Origin of the sequence: Mycobacterium sp. H4Y (genome assembly GCF_000364405.1) — a bacterium.
Lineage (GTDB): Bacteria > Actinomycetota > Actinomycetes > Mycobacteriales > Mycobacteriaceae > Mycobacterium > Mycobacterium intracellulare.
Genome location: NZ_AKIG01000002.1, coordinates 523,145 through 537,864 on the forward strand (window position 1 = coordinate 523,145; position 14,720 = coordinate 537,864).

Consider the following 14,720-nt stretch of genomic DNA (forward strand, 5'->3'; position numbering starts at 1 on the left):
GATGGGTGAGCACTCGCGCTGATTCCGGGCCGCCCGGCCCCGCCGACCCGCTGGGCCGGTTCAGCGCCGTCACCCGCGAGTGGTTCACCGGCACCTTCGACGCACCGACCACGGCGCAGGCCGAGGCCTGGGACGCCATCGCCGACGGTCACCACACTTTGGTGATCGCGCCCACCGGGTCCGGCAAGACGCTGGCGGCGTTCCTGTGGGCGCTGGACAGCCTCGCCGGCGCGGCCGACCGCCCGCCGGGCACCCGGGTGCTCTACGTGTCCCCGCTCAAGGCGCTGGCCGTCGACGTCGAGCGCAACCTGCGCACCCCGCTGGCCGGGCTCACGCGCATCGCCGAACGCCGAGGCCTGCCGCCGCCGGACATCAGCGTCGGCGTGCGCTCCGGCGACACCCCGCCCGCCACCCGCCGCCAGCTCATCAATCGGCCTCCCGACGTGCTCATCACCACACCGGAGTCGCTGTTTTTGATGCTCACCTCCGCCGCGCGCGAAACCCTGGCCGGGGTGCAGACGGTGATCGTCGACGAGATCCACGCCATCGCCGCGGGCAAGCGCGGCGCACACCTGGCGGTGTCGCTGGAGCGCCTCGACGCGCTGCGGGAGGACCAACCCGCCCAGCGGATCGGGCTGTCGGCGACGGTGCGGCCACCCGAGGAGCTCGCCCGGTTCCTGTCCGGGGGGCAGCCGACCACGATCGTGGCGCCGGCGTCGGCCAAGACCGTCGAGCTCACCGTGGCCGTGCCGGTGCCCGACATGGCCAACCTGGCGAACAACACGATCTGGCCCGACGTGGAGAACCGCCTGGTCGACCTGATCGAGGCGCACAACTCGACGATCGTGTTCGCCAATTCGCGTCGGCTGGCCGAACGACTTACCGCCCGCCTCAACGAGATTCATGCCGAGCGCAGCGGCGTCGAGCTTTCCACGGAGGCCAACCCGAAGGTGGCGGGCGGCGCCCCGGCACACATCATGGGCTCCGGCCAGACCTATGGGGCCGAGGCGATACTGGCGCGCGCCCACCACGGTTCGGTCAGCAAGGAACAACGCGCCCTGGTCGAAGAGGACCTCAAACGCGGACTGCTCAAGGCGGTGGTGGCGACCTCCAGCCTAGAGCTCGGCATCGACATGGGCGCCGTCGATCTGGTGATCCAGGTGGAGGCGCCGCCGTCGGTGGCCAGCGGGTTGCAACGCATCGGCCGGGCCGGGCACCAGGTCGGCGAGGTCTCCCAGGGGGTGCTGTTCCCCAAGCACCGCACCGACCTGATCGGCTGCGCGGTCAGCGTGCAGCGCATGCTGGCCGGCCAGATCGAGACGATGCGGGTGCCGGCCAATCCGCTCGACATCCTGGCGCAGCAGACCGTGGCGGCCGCCGCGCTCGAGCCGCTGGACGCCGACAAATGGTTCGACACGGTGCGGCGGGCCGCCCCGTTCGCGACGCTGCCGCGCAGCGTGTACGAGGCCACCCTGGACTTGTTGAGCGGCAAGTACCCCTCCACCGATTTCGCCGAGCTGCGTCCGCGGTTGGTCTACGACCGCGATACCGGCACGCTGACCGCGCGCCCCGGCGCGCAACGCCTGGCGGTGACCTCCGGCGGCGCCATCCCCGACCGGGGACTGTTCGCGGTGTATCTGGCCTCCGAGGCCGAAAAGCCTTCGCGGGTCGGCGAACTCGAAGAGGAAATGGTCTACGAGTCCCGCCCCGGCGACGTCATCTCGCTGGGCGCCACCAGCTGGCGCATCACCGAGATCACCCACGACCGGGTGCTGGTGATCCCGGCGCCCGGCCAGCCGGCCCGGTTGCCGTTCTGGCGCGGCGACGGGGTCGGCCGCCCGGCCGAACTGGGCGCCGCGCTCGGCGCGTTCACCGGTGAGCTGGCCGGGCTCACCCGGGAGGAATTCGAAACCCGCTGCGCCGGACTGGGTTTCGATGCCTACGCCACCGACAACCTGGCCCGCCTGCTCGACGAGCAGCGTACCGCCGCCGGGGTGGTGCCCACCGACACCACCCTGCTGGTCGAACGGTTCCGCGACGAGCTCGGCGACTGGCGGGTGATCCTGCACTCGCCCTACGGGCTGCCGGTGAACGGTCCGCTGGCGCTGGCGGTGGGACGGCGGCTGCGGGAACGCTACGGCATCGACGAGAAGCCCACCGCCTCCGACGACGGCGTCGTGGTGCGCCTGCCCGACACCGTGTCCGATTTCGCGTCGGACACGGGGATCGAAACACCGCCCGGCGCGGACCTTTTCGTCTTCGACGCCGACGAGATCGACCCCATCGTCACCGACGAGGTGGGCGGCTCGGCGCTGTTCGCATCGCGGTTCCGCGAATGCGCGGCCCGCGCCCTGTTGTTGCCGCGCCGGCACCCGGGCCGCCGCTCGCCCCTGTGGCAGCAGCGCCAGCGCGCGGCCCAGTTGCTCGAGGTGGCCCGCAAATACCCCGACTTCCCCGTCGTGCTGGAGACCATCCGCGAATGCCTGCAGGACGTCTACGACGTCCCCGCCCTGGTGGCGCTGATGACCGGCATCGCCCAGCGCAGGGTGCGGGTTGTCGAGGTGGAAACGGCGCGGCCCTCGCCGTTCGCCGCCTCGCTGCTGTTCGGCTACGTCGGCGCGTTCATGTACGAGGGCGACAGCCCGCTGGCCGAGCGCCGCGCCGCCGCGCTCTCGCTGGACAGCACGCTGCTGGCCGAGCTGCTGGGCCGGGTGGAACTGCGCGACCTGCTCGACCCCGAGGTCATCGCCGCCACCGCCCGCCAGCTGCAGCACCTCTCGGCGGAACGGGCCGCGCGCGACGCCGAGGGCGTCGCCGATCTGCTGCGGCTGTTGGGCCCGCTGACCGAGGAGGAGGTGGCCGCCCGCAGTGCCGTCGCCGACGGCAAACAGGTGGGGGGCTGGCTGGAGGGCCTGCGCGCGGCGCGGCGCGCATTGACGGTGTCGTTCGCCGGCCGCAGCTGGTGGGTGGCCATCGAGGACATCGGGCGGCTGCGCGACGGCATCGGCATCCCGGTTCCGCTGGGCGTGCCGACCGCCTTCACCGAGGAGGTCGCCGATCCCCTGGGCGAATTGCTGGGCCGCTACGCGCGCACCCACACCCCGTTCACCACGGCCGAAGTCGCGGCCCGATTCGGCCTGGGGCTGCGGGTGACCTCCGATGTCCTGGGCCGGCTGGCCGCCGACGGGAGGCTGGTGCGCGGCGACTTCGTCGCCGAGACCCCGGGGCCGTCCGGCGGTGTCGCCGGGGCCGAGCAGTGGTGCGATGCCGACGTGCTGCGCATCCTGCGGCGGCGATCGCTGGCGGCGCTGCGGGCCCAGGTCGAGCCGGTCAGCACCGCCGCCTACGGGCGCTTCCTGCCCGCCTGGCATCACGTGGGGGCGGCCGAATCCCCGCGCGCCCCTGGCCATTCCGGGCTGGACGGGCTGATGTCGGTGATCGATCAGCTGGCCGGCGTGCGGATGCCCGCATCGGCGATCGAGCCGCTTGTGCTGGCCCCCCGGGTCCGCGACTACTCGCCCGCGATGCTCGACGAATTGCTGGCCACCGGCGAGGTCACCTGGTCGGGCGCCGGGTCGATCTCGGGTAGCGACGGCTGGATCGCGCTGCACGCCGGCGAATCCGCGCCGCTGACACTGGGCGGGCCCGCCGACATCGAGCTCGGCGACGCCCACCGCGCCATCCTGGACACGCTCGCCGGGGGCGGCGCCTACTTCTTCCGCCAACTCGCGCACAGCGGAGTGCCCGACGCCGCGCTCAAAACCGCGCTGTGGGAACTGATCTGGGCCGGCTGGATCACCGGCGACACGTTCGCCCCGGTGCGCGCCGTCCTCGGCGGCGCCGGCGCCCGCAAGCGCTCGGCGCCCGCGCACCGCTCGCAACGCCCGCCCCGGCTGAGCCGGTACAGCGTCGCGCACGCGCAGTCCCGGCCCGCCGACCCCACCGTCGCCGGCCGCTGGTCCATCCTGGCGGCCCCCGAGCCGGATTCCACGCTGCGCGCCCACTACCAGGCCGAGCTGTTGCTGGGCCGCCACGGCGTGCTGACCCGGGGCGCGGTGGCCACCGAGGGCGTCCCCGGCGGGTTCGCCACCCTGTACAAGGTGCTGAGCGCCTTCGAGGACGCGGGCCGCTGCCAGCGCGGCTACTTCATCGAGTCGCTGGGCGGGGCGCAGTTCGCCGTCGCGTCGACCGTCGATCGGCTGCGCAACTTCAGCGAGGGGGTCGATCCGGAACGGCCGCAGTACCGGGCGGTGGTGCTGGCCGCCGCGGACCCGGCCAACCCGTACGGCGCGGCGCTGCCCTGGCCCACCTCCGGCGGCGAGGGCGCGCGCCCCGGCCGCAAGGCCGGCGCGCTCGTCGTGCTGGTCGACGGCGAGCTGGCCTGGTTCCTGGAGCGCGGTGGGCGGTCGCTGCTGACCTTCACCGACGATCCCGGGGCCCACCACGCCGCGGCGGCGGCACTGGCCGACCTGGTCGCGTCCCGCCGCGTGGCGGGGATGCTGGTGGAGCGCATCGACGGGGTGCCGGCCCTGGCCCCCCGCGCGGAGGCGTCCGGCGCGCTGGGCGCGCTCACCGAGGCCGGATTCCACACGACGCCACGCGGACTGCGGCTGCGCTGAGATGCCCGAAGGTGACACCGTCTGGCACACCGCCGCCGTGCTGCGCGAGCACCTGGTCGGCGCGACGCTGACCCGATGCGACGTTCGGGTGCCGCGGTTCGCCACCGTCGACCTCACCGGCGAGGTGGTCGACGAGGTCGTCAGCCGCGGCAAGCACCTGTTCATCCGGGTGGGACGGGCCAGCATTCACTCGCATCTGAAGATGGAGGGCAGCTGGCGGGTCGGCGAGCGCCCGGTGCGGGTCGACCACCGGGCGCGCATCGTCTTGGAGGCCGGCACCGTCCGGGCCGTCGGCGTCGACCTGGGCGTGCTGGAGATCCTGGACCGCGACCGCGACGGCGAGGCCGTCGCGCACCTGGGACCCGATCTGCTGGGCGAGGATTGGGACGCCGCGCGTGCCGCCGCCAACCTGATGGCCGACCCGCAGCGGCCGATCGCCGAGGCGCTCTTGGATCAGCGGGTGCTGGCCGGGATCGGCAACGTCTATAGCAACGAATTGTGTTTTGTCAGCGGGCATCTGCCCACCGCGCCGGTGGGCGCCATCGCTGATCCGCTCCGGCTGGTCTCCCGCGCACGAGAAATGCTGTGGCTCAACCGCTTTCGATGGAATCGGTGCACCACCGGTGACACCCGCAGCGGGCGCCAGCTCTGGGTATACGGGCGCGCCGGGCAGCGCTGCCGTCGCTGCGCCACCCCCATCAACGTCGACGACACGAAAGAGCGGGTGGCCTACTGGTGCCCGTCGTGTCAGCGCTAATCCTGATGGCGACGACCCGCTGCGCCCGGCTTCGCCGCGCTTGCGATCGCCGCTAGTCCCGTGCGTGCGCGAGGAAAAACTGGGCGATGGCCTCCGACCCGTCGAGGGCGTGCGTGGTGGGCCCGATGACGGCCGCGGGCAGATATTGCTTGCCGCCCGGCCAGGTGTGCCCGCCCTTTTCGATCTTGTAGAACACCACCTCGGTGGACGCCGCACACGCCGCGGAGACAAACCGGCGCACGACCGTGCCGTCGCGGACGTCGGGCAGCAGCTCCATCGACGGTTCGCCGGCGCACCCGTCCGCCGCGCGCCACTTGGCCACCATGGCATCCGCCGAGATGGAATGACTGAGCCCGCCACGGCCGCGGACCGCGCCACCCTTGAACGGCACCAGCGGGTCGGCGGTCCCGTGCGCCTCCCACACCGACACCGGCCGCGACGGGTTGCAGGCCACACCCACGCCCAGGGTGCCGGCCACCGGCGCCGCGGCGGCGAAGACGTCGGCCCGGTCGCAGGCCAGCCGGTTGGACATGAAGCCGCCATTGGACATCCCCGTGACGAAAACGTGTCCGGGCGCGATGTTGAAGTCGTTTCGCAGCTTGCCCACCAGCCCGACGAGGAAGGCCACGTCGTCGATGTGGCGGCGATCCGCGGGTGACGCGCCGCGCCCGTCGGCCCAGCTCTTGTCGTACCCGTCGGGGTAGACGACCAACAGGTCGTGGGCGTCAGCAACGGAGTTGAACCCCGTCAGCGCGCGCTGCGCGATCCCGGTTCCGCCGCCCCCGTGCAAACTGAGCACCAGGCCGATGGGGTCGCCCGCCGGCACGTGCAACATGTAGGTTCGGTCCATGCCGCCGGATCGGAACGTACCGGAAACGTCTCGAGCGCTCGCCGCCGACACGTGCCGCACGCCGCAGCCGACCACGCATATCGCCACCACAGCGAGCCACAGCCATCGCGCGTACGGCATGTTGTCAGGTCGCCGATGGCGCAGCGACGGACCACGAACGGTTACGCGCCGCCGAAGACAGAGCAAACATTGATGTGGCACGGACCGCATTATCGGCGATCCTCCATCGGGTAACGCCGCGGCGTGCGAGCATTCGAACTGGCCCCGCCCTCAGCAAGCTACGGCTCTTCTGTTCCACGGGAGTATCACAAATGACGAGCACCCAGATCCGCAAGCCCGGCCGGGCGCGGTCGCTCCTGGCTATCGGCGCCGTGCCGGTCGCCGGCCTACTCAGCGCCATGACGGCACCGGCGACCACGCATGCCACCTCCGCCGATGACGCGTTCCTCGCCGCGCTGAAAGCCAAGGGGATCAATTTCGAGTCGCCCGAGGCGGTGGTCAACTCCGGTCATACCGTGTGCCACGAACTCGATTCGGGCCAAACGCCGGAACAGGTTGCCAACAACGTGCTGTCCAGCAGTTCGCTGGACAGCTATCACGCCGGTTACTTCGTCGGCGTCAGCATCAAGGCGTACTGCCCCAAGTACGCGGCGGCGGCATCCGGGTCCTGAAATTTACAGCCGGTTGACAGACTGGTGACCAATTCGCGGCTAAAGTTGGAACATCCGAAACTGATGTGACGACCACAAGGCCAAAATGATTCCGAAACTTTTGGTCGGTGTTGCGGGTGTTGCCATCGTTGTTGGCGCTTCCGGCTGGACCGCAGCATCGGCCAGCACCGACCCTAATCCCTTCAGTCATCTCAGCTGCGCCTGCAAGGAGTTGGATCCACCGGGCAGCTCCGCCCAGCGGGACAAAATCAGCCAGGGCATCCAGCACGGTCTTTCGGCCGCACCCCCCGTCGCACAGTGAGCGCGGTCTAAGCCAGTCGCGACGTTTGAACATCACGTACAGCACCACCATCAGGACGGCTATCACGCTGGTGCTGGCGGCGAATCCGGCCGCCGTACCGAAGCCCGGGTAGGGAACGTTCTGCCCGTAGAACCCGGTGATCGCCGTCGGCACGGCGATGATGGCCGCCCATCCCGTCAACTTCTTCATGACGGTGTTCAGCCGGGCGTCCTGCAGCGACAGATTGGTCTCGAAAATCGTGGTGACCATGTCGCGCAGCGACTCCGTCCATTCGGACACCCGCAGCACGTGGTCGTAGAGGTCGGCGTACAGCGGATCGAGCTGGCGGTCGGCGCCGTCCGAAATGCGGTGGTGCTGAATCGAATTGACCACCTCGCGCATCGGTAACGCCACCCGCCGCAGGTTCACCAGGTCCCGGCGCAACCCGAAGGTGCGGCGCGCAAAGTCGCCCTTGCGCGACGTGCCGTCGAACAACTCATCCTCGATGGCCTCGATGCCGTCGTCGAGGGCCTCGACGGCGGCGAAATGGCTGTCGACCACGACGTCGAGCAGGCCGTGCACCAGGGCGCCGACGCCGTACGCCTGGCCGCCGATCTCCTCCCACCGCCGGGTCACCAGCGCCATGTCGAGGTCGGGCGTCAGGCGCACGGTGATCAACCCCTGCGGCAGCACGAACGCCGAGATGCGGCGCATCGACAGCGTGCGACCGGGGGCGTCGACGACGTTCGTTGCGGCGCCGGCGATCTCGGCGGCGTACACGGTGAAGAAGGTGTGGGTCTCGTAGCCGGTGGCTTTGACCCGTTCGGCCGCCGCCACGGCGTCTTCCACCGCCCAGCGGTTCAGGCCGAGTTCGCCGGCCAGGCCGCCCAGGGTGTCGTGGTCGGGATTGCACAGGTCGGCCCACACCAGGGTGTCGGGCTCGGCGAGGTAGTCCGATATCTTGCCGAACTCGAAGTCGTCCTGCGCCTTGCCGCCGCGCCAGACGCGGCCCTGGATCTGCGGAGCGGTCTGCACCAGGCGATCTTCTCAGCCCGCCGACGGCGGACGGTGCATCACCGTGCCCGGAAGCTCCGCGCCGTACTCGATGTCGTCGTAGTCGCGGCCCTTGCGGCGGCGAGCGCCGCTCGCACCCGAGCCGGGGCGCACCGGGGCCATCGGGAGCATGGGCGGCTCCGCGCCGCCCGGGGGAAGCGGCGAAGCCGCCGAGGCGAGCTGCACCGGCGCCTGCGAGGTCCCCAACATCCCCACCGTCGCGGGCGGCATGGTCAGGTGGCCCAGCGAAATTCCCACGCCCAGCGCCGCCCGGGGCGCCAGTGACGACCCCGCGGCGCCGATCGCGCTGACGAGCCTCGTCTCCGCCGACGCCAACGCCGCGGCGCCGTCCGCCAAGCCCGGACCGATGTCCTCCCCCAGCGACGCAAACGCGTGCGCGGTGGCCAATTGCGCGCACACACCCAGGATGTTGACGGGCATCCCACCCGCGATGGTCTGGTTCCCCCAGGTGCTCCAATACCCGAACCAGCCGTCGTTTGGGTCGAAAGCGTCTGCGGCGCTTGACCCTTGGCCGATCGAGTCGGCGGCCAGGAGCTGCGCCCCGGAATTTCCCGTGGTCGCCGCGTGCACCATGGTGGCCTGCGCCGTTGCCCCCGACGGGTTGGTCACCTGGGGCGGCGGCGAGAACTGGGGCAGCTTGACCGCGCCCGCCGAGGTCGCGGCGTAGCGATACATGGCCGCGGAGTTGTTCATCCACATGGTGTGGTACTCGGCCTCGGTTTCGGCGATGGCCGGGTAATTGACCCCGAAGAAGTTGGTGGCCAACAACATCGCCAGGCGCGCCCGGTTGGCGGCGACCAGCGAGGGATGAACCACCGTCCAGTGGGTCCATTCGAACGCCGCGGCAACGACTTGCACCGACGCCGCGGTCTGCTGGCACTGCTGCGCGGTGAGGCGCAGCCAGGCGAGATAGGGTTCGAGCGCCTGGGCCATCGCCATCGACGACGGACCGTGCCACGTCGTGGACAGCCACGACAGCTCCGCGGTGTAACTACTCGCCGATTGCTCCAGCTCGGCGCTCAATTCCTGCCAGAAGCCGGCGGCTTCGATAAGTGACCAAGCGCCGGGTCCGGAGTGGATCAGCGCCGAGATTATCTCGGGCGGCAGTATCCCAAAATCCATGAACCTTTACCTTGGGGAAGAAGTGGGTGGGGCGAACGCCGCGCGTGTGCGCTGGTGCTGGTGGCCGCTGAGGGACCTGTCGGACCCGGCCTACCCGGTGAATGCGATCGGCGCCCGCAGTCGTGCGGCGCCACCGTCAATGTCATCCGGCCGACGGGTTTCGAGGCATCACTTTGCCTTTGACCTCCCGGCCCACGGCAACGTCCTCGTACTTTTGCTGTTTGCGTTTTCGCCAGCCCGTGCCCGCCGAGGCGGTCGGCGGCGGCACCATCATCGGCATCATGGGAAATCCGGATTCCGCGGCGGGCAGCGGGGACGCCGCGGACGCGAGTTGGACCCCGGTCTGCGTGCCCGGCAGCAGGCCCACCACGGCGGGGGGCGCGGTCAATTTGCCCAGCGAGACGCCGACGCCCAGCGCGCCGGTCGGCGCCGACGCTCCCGCGCCGATGCCCTTGATCGCGTTGGCCAGGGTGGCCGAGGTCAGTCCCAGGCCCTCCGACAGGCCCGAGCCGATGTCACCGCCCACGGACGCGACCCCTTGCGCGGTCGCCAACTGCGCCCACACACCGAGCAGGTTGATGGGGAAACCCGACGAGATGAACTGGTTGCCCCAGGTGCTCGCCCAGCCGAACCAGCTGGCATTGGGGTCGAAGCCGGTGACGCTGTCGCCGAGGCCGCCGAGCGCGTCCTGGACCTGCGGACCAAACGAGTCACTCGCGGCTTTCATCACCGCCGCCTCTTGGTTGGCCGTCCCGTCCGGATTGGTATCGGGAACCGGGGAGGTGAACCGGGACAGCTGCCCTGTAGCCTGCGACGTCGTCGCCTGATAGCGGGTCATCGCCGCGGCGTTGTTCGCCCACATGGTCTGGTATTCGTTTTCGGCCTCGGCGATCGCCGCGGTGTTGGTCCCGAACCGGTTGGTCGCCAGCAACTGTCGCAGGCGCGTCCGGTTGGCGGTGACGACCGAGGGGTGGACCACCGTGGCCCGAGTGGCGCTGAAGGCCGAGGCCGCCGCCTCCGCCGAGGTGGCCATCTGCGCGGACTGCTGCGCGGTCTCGCGCAACCACAGCAGGTAAGGCTGGACGGACTGCAGCATGGCCGTCGCGGACGGGCCGTCCCAGGATTCGATGAGCGAGGTCAACGTGGAGGTATAGGTGGAGACGGAATTCTCCAGTTCGACGGCCAGGCGCTGCCAGGCGCCGGCGGCCTCGATCAGCGAGCCCGCTCCGGGCCCGGTGTGGATGAGTGTCGAGGTGACCTCGGGGGGTGCTAGTAGATCCATCTCGTCTCACAATGCCCACGCTGAGAACGCCTCAGCAAATTTCCGTTAACCAGGCCGCGAAAAAGCCCCAAACTCTGTGCGTCGATGCCTGCTACCTGCCGTCGGTACCTCCCAGTTCGACCGCAAGCCGCTAGGACACCCTATACCCCCAGCAACGCGCTCCTCTTCCCATTTAATCGAGCAGGGGACTAGCCCCCCGCCGCTGGTCGGGAGCGGGGGCCTTCTATCAGACGGTCACCGAGTCGCCGCGGTTCACCGTGACGATCCGGTCGCCCAACCCGCGACGCTGCATTTGCCGGGTGAAGTCGGACAGCGGCGACGCGAACACCGCGTAGTCGTCGAAGTGCACCGGGATGGCCTTCGGCAGGCCCAGCATCGCGACGAGTTCGGCCCCCTGGCGACCGTCCATGGTTACGGTCAGCCCGAACGGAAGCCGCCGGCCGGCCGGCAGCCGGGTGCCGCCGAGGTGCAGCATGCCGACGTCGATCGGGTCGAACCGGGCCGGGATCTCGTTCAGCTCCTCAATCAGCAGGGTGTCCCCGGAGATGTAGAGCCGGCGCCGGGGTGCGCCGTCGGCGGAGCCGATCTCGACCATGGTGCCCATCACCGGCGGCAGCAGGCGCCGGCTCCACCCCGGCGCGTGGCGCCCGGGCAGCGACGTGAGCGTCAGGGCGGTGTCGCCCTTGGTGATCGTGTGCTGCTGCCAGGTGTGCAGGCCGCGCGCCTGCGCGAAGCCGCGGTGGCGCAGGCGCTTGGCCGCGTGCGGCGTCGTGACGATGGGCAGGCCGTGGTCGAGACCCCGCTGCGACACCCGGTCCCAATGGTCGCCGTGCAGGTGGGAGAGCACGATCGCGTCGACCGGCGGAAGCTCGTCGATGCTCCACGCCGGCTCCTTCAGGCGCTTGGACACCAGCCCGTGGCCGAGGTAGGCGCGTTGCCCGCGGTGCAGGAAATTCGGGTCGGTCAGCAGCGTGAGCCCGCCGACGGAAATCAGCGTGGTGGCGTTGCCGACGAACGTGACGGCGATGTCCATACGCGCGGGCTACCCGATCCCGGGCGGTCCACGCCCGCGGGTTGCCCGCCTCAGTCGATGTGCGACGGGGGGTCGGCGAACGCGAGGTCCGACGGGCGCTGGTCGGGACCCATCACGTCGCAGTGCCCGTCGGGCACGAGGTAGGAACTGGCGCCGTTGGGAATCAGGCGGGTGACGGCCACGCAGCGTTGCCAGGTGCCGTCGGGCTGGACGGGCCCGTCGCACTTGCTGAGCACGCCTCCCCCGTACTGGCAGCCGGCGCTCACTGGTGGTGACCAGGCGATGAGCCCGGCGGCCATCAGGAGGGCCGCCGATCCCGACACGATGCCGCGCTTCATGGTCGCCTCCCGTCACCTCGCCCCTGGGGCCCTGCGGCGTTGCCGACTGCTTGTGACGCTACCGCTTGCGCACCCTGTCCGCGTAGGGATCACGGCGGCTGACGAACTCGCGCCGCACGCCCGAGCGCGGGTCGGTGAACTCGATGCGCCGTGCCAACAACCGCAGCGGTGTGCTGAAGTCGTCGGGCGCAACGTCAATCACGTTGGGGTACAACGGATCCCCCTCGATCGGTATCCCCAGCGAGGCCATGTGCACGCGCAGCTGGTGGGTACGCCCGGTGCGGGGGGTCAGCCGGTAGAGGCCGTCCGCGCTCACCAGCTCCACCAGCGTCTCGGCGTTGGCCGCTCCCGGCTCGCAGACCGCCTGCAGCCGGCCCCGGCGCTTGACGATGCGGCTTTCCACCACGCGGGGCAACCGCAGCGCCGGGTCGACGGCGGCGCGGGCCAGATACGTCTTGTCCACCAGGCCCCGCGAGAACAGCGTCTGGAACGCGCCGCGCACTTCGCGGCGCGCGGTGAACACCAGCACCCCGGCGGTCAGCCGGTCCAGCCGGTGCGCCGGGCTCAGCTCGGGCAGCTCCAGCTGCCGGCGCAGCCGCACCAGCGCGCTCTGCGCGACGTGGCGTCCCCGCGGCATGGTGGCCACGAAGTGGGGCTTGTCGACGACCACGATGTCCTCGTCGCGGTAGAGCACCGGGATCTCGAACGGCACCGGCACCTCGTCGGGCAGCTCGCGGTAGAGGTAGACGCTGGCCCCGGCGGGCAGCACGGTCGCGGCATCGATCACCGCACCGTCGGCGCCCACCACCTCCCCCGCCAGCACCTTGGCGCGGGCCGGCGCGCCGAACCGGGCGCTCAGCTCGGCCAGCACCGGTCCGCCCCGCAGCCGCACCCGCGCCGGGCCGAGCCCGTCGCGCACGGGAAGCGGGGCGGGCCTCACTTGAGCGGGACCGGCTCGAGGATCTCGGCGCGGGCCTCGGGCGCGCTGGCCCGCAATTCGTCGGCCGACACGTCGTCGGGCTGGGCCTGGGACAGCACCTCGGCCTCCACCCGGGCGGTGTAGTTGGCGACCTCGCGGTCGATGTCCGCCGCGGACCAATTCAGCACCGGCGCAACCACATCCGCGACCTCGCGGGCGCAGTCCACACCGCGGTGCGAGTATTCGATAGAGACGCGCATCCGGCGGGCCAGGACGTCCTCCAGATGCAAGGCCCCCTCGGCGGTCACGGCATAGAGCGCCTCGACCCGCAGGTAGCCCGGCGCCTCCTTGATCGGGTCGAGCAGGTCGGGGCGGTCGTCCGCCAGCGCCAGCACGTCACCGATCAGCGAGCCGTAGCGGTCCAGCAGGTGGCGCACCCGATAGGGATGCAGTCCCTGCAGCTCGGCGACGTGCTCGGCCTGGTTGATGAGCGCGAAGTAGCCGTCGGCGCCCAGCAGGCTGACCTTCTCGGTGATCGACGGCGCCACCCGTGCCGGAATGAATTGGGCCGCAGCGTCAATCGCGTCCGCGGCCATCACCCGGTAGGTGGTGTACTTGCCGCCCGCGATGGCCACCAATCCCGGCGCGGGCACCGCCACGGCGTGCTCGCGGGACAGCTTCGAGGTTTCCTCGCTCTCCCCGGCCAGCAGCGGCCGCAGCCCGGCGTACACCCCGTCGATGTCGGCGTGGGTCAGCGGGATGGCCAGCACCGTGTTGACCGTGGTGAGGATGTAGTCGATGTCGGCCTTGGTGGCCGCGGGATGGGCCAGGTCGAGATTCCAGTCGGTGTCGGTGGTGCCGATGATCCAGTGGCTGCCCCACGGGATGACGAACATCACCGACTTCTCGGTGCGCAGGATGATCGCGACGTCGCTGACGATGCGGTCGCGCGGCACCACGATGTGCACGCCCTTGGAGGCCCGCACCTGAAATCGCCCGCGCTGCTTGGACAATGCCTGGATCTCGTCGGTCCACACCCCGGTCGCGTTGACCACCACGTGGCCGCGGACTTCGGTGACCGCGCCGTCCTCGGAGTCGCGGACCCGCACCCCCGTCACCCGATCGCCCTCGCGCAGCAGGGCGACGACCTGGGTGGAGGTACGCACCACCGCGCCGTAATGCGCGGCGGTGCGCGCGACGGTCATGGTGTGCCGGGCGTCGTCGACGACCGTGTCGTAGTAACGGATTCCGCCGATCAACGAGCTGCGCTTGAGGCCCGGGCTCAACCGCAACGCGCCCGCACGGGTCAAATGCTTTTGCGCCGGAACGGATTTCGCGCCGCCCATCCGGTCGTAGAGAAAGATGCCGGCGGCGACGTAGGGCCGTTCCCACACGCGATTGGTCAGCGGGAACAGGAACGGCATCGGCTTGACCAGGTGCGGCGCCAGCGTGGTCAGCGACAGCTCGCGCTCGTAGAGCGCCTCGCGGACCAGGCCGAACTCCAGTTGCTCGAGGTAGCGCAGGCCGCCGTGGAACATCTTCGACGAGCGGCTCGAGGTGCCCGAGGCGAAATCGCGCGCTTCCACCAGCGCCACCTTGAGCCCGCGGGTCGCGGCGTCCAGCGCGCAGCCCGAACCCACCACGCCGCCGCCGATCACCACCACGTCGAACTGCTCGGCGCCCAGCCGGTCCCAGGCCGCCTGCCGCTGTTCCGGACCCAGCACGGACACCGGCGAGCTTCGCTGGGTGGACGCGTGGATGGGATCAGTCACGAC

General features: G+C 70.7%; 10 protein-coding genes and 1 pseudogene. 3 read left to right on the forward strand and 8 right to left on the reverse strand.

All coding sequences use genetic code 11. The features are described 5' to 3' along the window. The first annotated feature begins 5 nt into the window (after positions 1 to 5). Entirely contained in the window at positions 6 to 4,619 is a 4,614-nt protein-coding gene (locus tag W7U_RS16275) for an ATP-dependent helicase (protein WP_008259945.1), read from the forward strand. 1 nt (position 4,620) lies between these two features. Then, complete coding sequence (gene nei2, locus W7U_RS16280) at positions 4,621 to 5,376, forward strand: endonuclease VIII Nei2 (protein WP_008259946.1); 756 nt, start codon at positions 4,621 to 4,623, stop codon at positions 5,374 to 5,376. Between the two features lie 52 nt (positions 5,377 to 5,428). On the opposite strand, the gene W7U_RS16285 is transcribed toward nei2, so the two are convergent. After that, positions 5,429 to 6,346, reverse strand: a complete 918-nt coding sequence (locus W7U_RS16285; protein ID WP_008259947.1) for a PHB depolymerase family esterase — start codon at positions 6,344 to 6,346, stop codon at positions 5,429 to 5,431. 191 nt (positions 6,347 to 6,537) lie between these two features. Here W7U_RS16285 and W7U_RS16290 point away from each other — a divergent pair, with 191 nt between their 5' ends. Next, entirely contained in the window at positions 6,538 to 6,897 is a 360-nt protein-coding gene (locus tag W7U_RS16290) for a DUF732 domain-containing protein (protein WP_008259948.1), read from the forward strand. 310 nt (positions 6,898 to 7,207) lie between these two features. Here the strand turns inward: W7U_RS16290 and W7U_RS16295 are convergent. From W7U_RS16295 to W7U_RS16325, 7 genes and pseudogenes are all read right to left on the reverse strand, one after another. Further along, positions 7,208 to 8,212 (reverse strand): annotated as a pseudogene (locus W7U_RS16295) (magnesium transporter CorA family protein); the annotation flags it as partial. A gap of 12 nt (positions 8,213 to 8,224) precedes the next feature. After that, positions 8,225 to 9,373, reverse strand: coding sequence for a PPE family protein (locus W7U_RS16300; protein WP_008259952.1), 1,149 nt, complete (start codon positions 9,371 to 9,373; stop codon positions 8,225 to 8,227). Between the two features lie 142 nt (positions 9,374 to 9,515). Then, positions 9,516 to 10,655, reverse strand: coding sequence for a PPE family protein (locus tag W7U_RS16305; protein ID WP_008259954.1), 1,140 nt, complete (start codon positions 10,653 to 10,655; stop codon positions 9,516 to 9,518). 226 nt (positions 10,656 to 10,881) lie between these two features. Beyond that, positions 10,882 to 11,688 carry an MBL fold metallo-hydrolase gene (locus tag W7U_RS16310; RefSeq protein ID WP_008259956.1) on the reverse strand — a complete coding sequence of 269 codons (807 nt, stop codon included), beginning with the start codon at positions 11,686 to 11,688 and terminating at the stop codon, positions 10,882 to 10,884. Between the two features lie 50 nt (positions 11,689 to 11,738). Further along, positions 11,739 to 12,026: a hypothetical protein gene (locus W7U_RS16315; RefSeq protein ID WP_008259959.1), complete on the reverse strand. Its 288-nt coding sequence runs from the start codon at positions 12,024 to 12,026 to the stop codon at positions 11,739 to 11,741. 58 nt (positions 12,027 to 12,084) lie between these two features. After that, a complete protein-coding gene (locus W7U_RS16320; protein ID WP_036429471.1) occupies positions 12,085 to 12,966 on the reverse strand; it encodes a pseudouridine synthase in 882 nt (293 codons plus the stop codon). Next, on the reverse strand, positions 12,963 to 14,717 hold the full coding sequence (locus W7U_RS16325) for a glycerol-3-phosphate dehydrogenase/oxidase (RefSeq protein ID WP_008259961.1): 1,755 nt from the start codon (positions 14,715 to 14,717) through the stop codon (positions 12,963 to 12,965). The genes W7U_RS16320 and W7U_RS16325 overlap by 4 nt, the downstream gene beginning before the upstream one ends. Between the last annotated feature and the right edge of the window lie 3 nt (positions 14,718 to 14,720).

Bases quoted from the DNA above. Each gene is read 5' to 3' on its own strand.
- nei2 (WP_008259946.1), top strand. From the start codon at position 4,621: ATGCCCGAAGGTGACACCGTCTGGCACACCGCCGCCGTGCTGCGCGAG.
- W7U_RS16290 (WP_008259948.1), top strand. From the start codon at position 6,538: ATGACGAGCACCCAGATCCGCAAGCCCGGCCGGGCGCGGTCGCTCCTG.
- W7U_RS16315 (WP_008259959.1), bottom strand. From the start codon at position 12,026: ATGAAGCGCGGCATCGTGTCGGGATCGGCGGCCCTCCTGATGGCCGCC.
- W7U_RS16310 (WP_008259956.1), bottom strand. From the start codon at position 11,688: ATGGACATCGCCGTCACGTTCGTCGGCAACGCCACCACGCTGATTTCC.
- W7U_RS16285 (WP_008259947.1), bottom strand. From the start codon at position 6,346: ATGCCGTACGCGCGATGGCTGTGGCTCGCTGTGGTGGCGATATGCGTG.
- W7U_RS16300 (WP_008259952.1), bottom strand. From the start codon at position 9,373: ATGGATTTTGGGATACTGCCGCCCGAGATAATCTCGGCGCTGATCCAC.
- W7U_RS16305 (WP_008259954.1), bottom strand. From the start codon at position 10,655: ATGGATCTACTAGCACCCCCCGAGGTCACCTCGACACTCATCCACACC.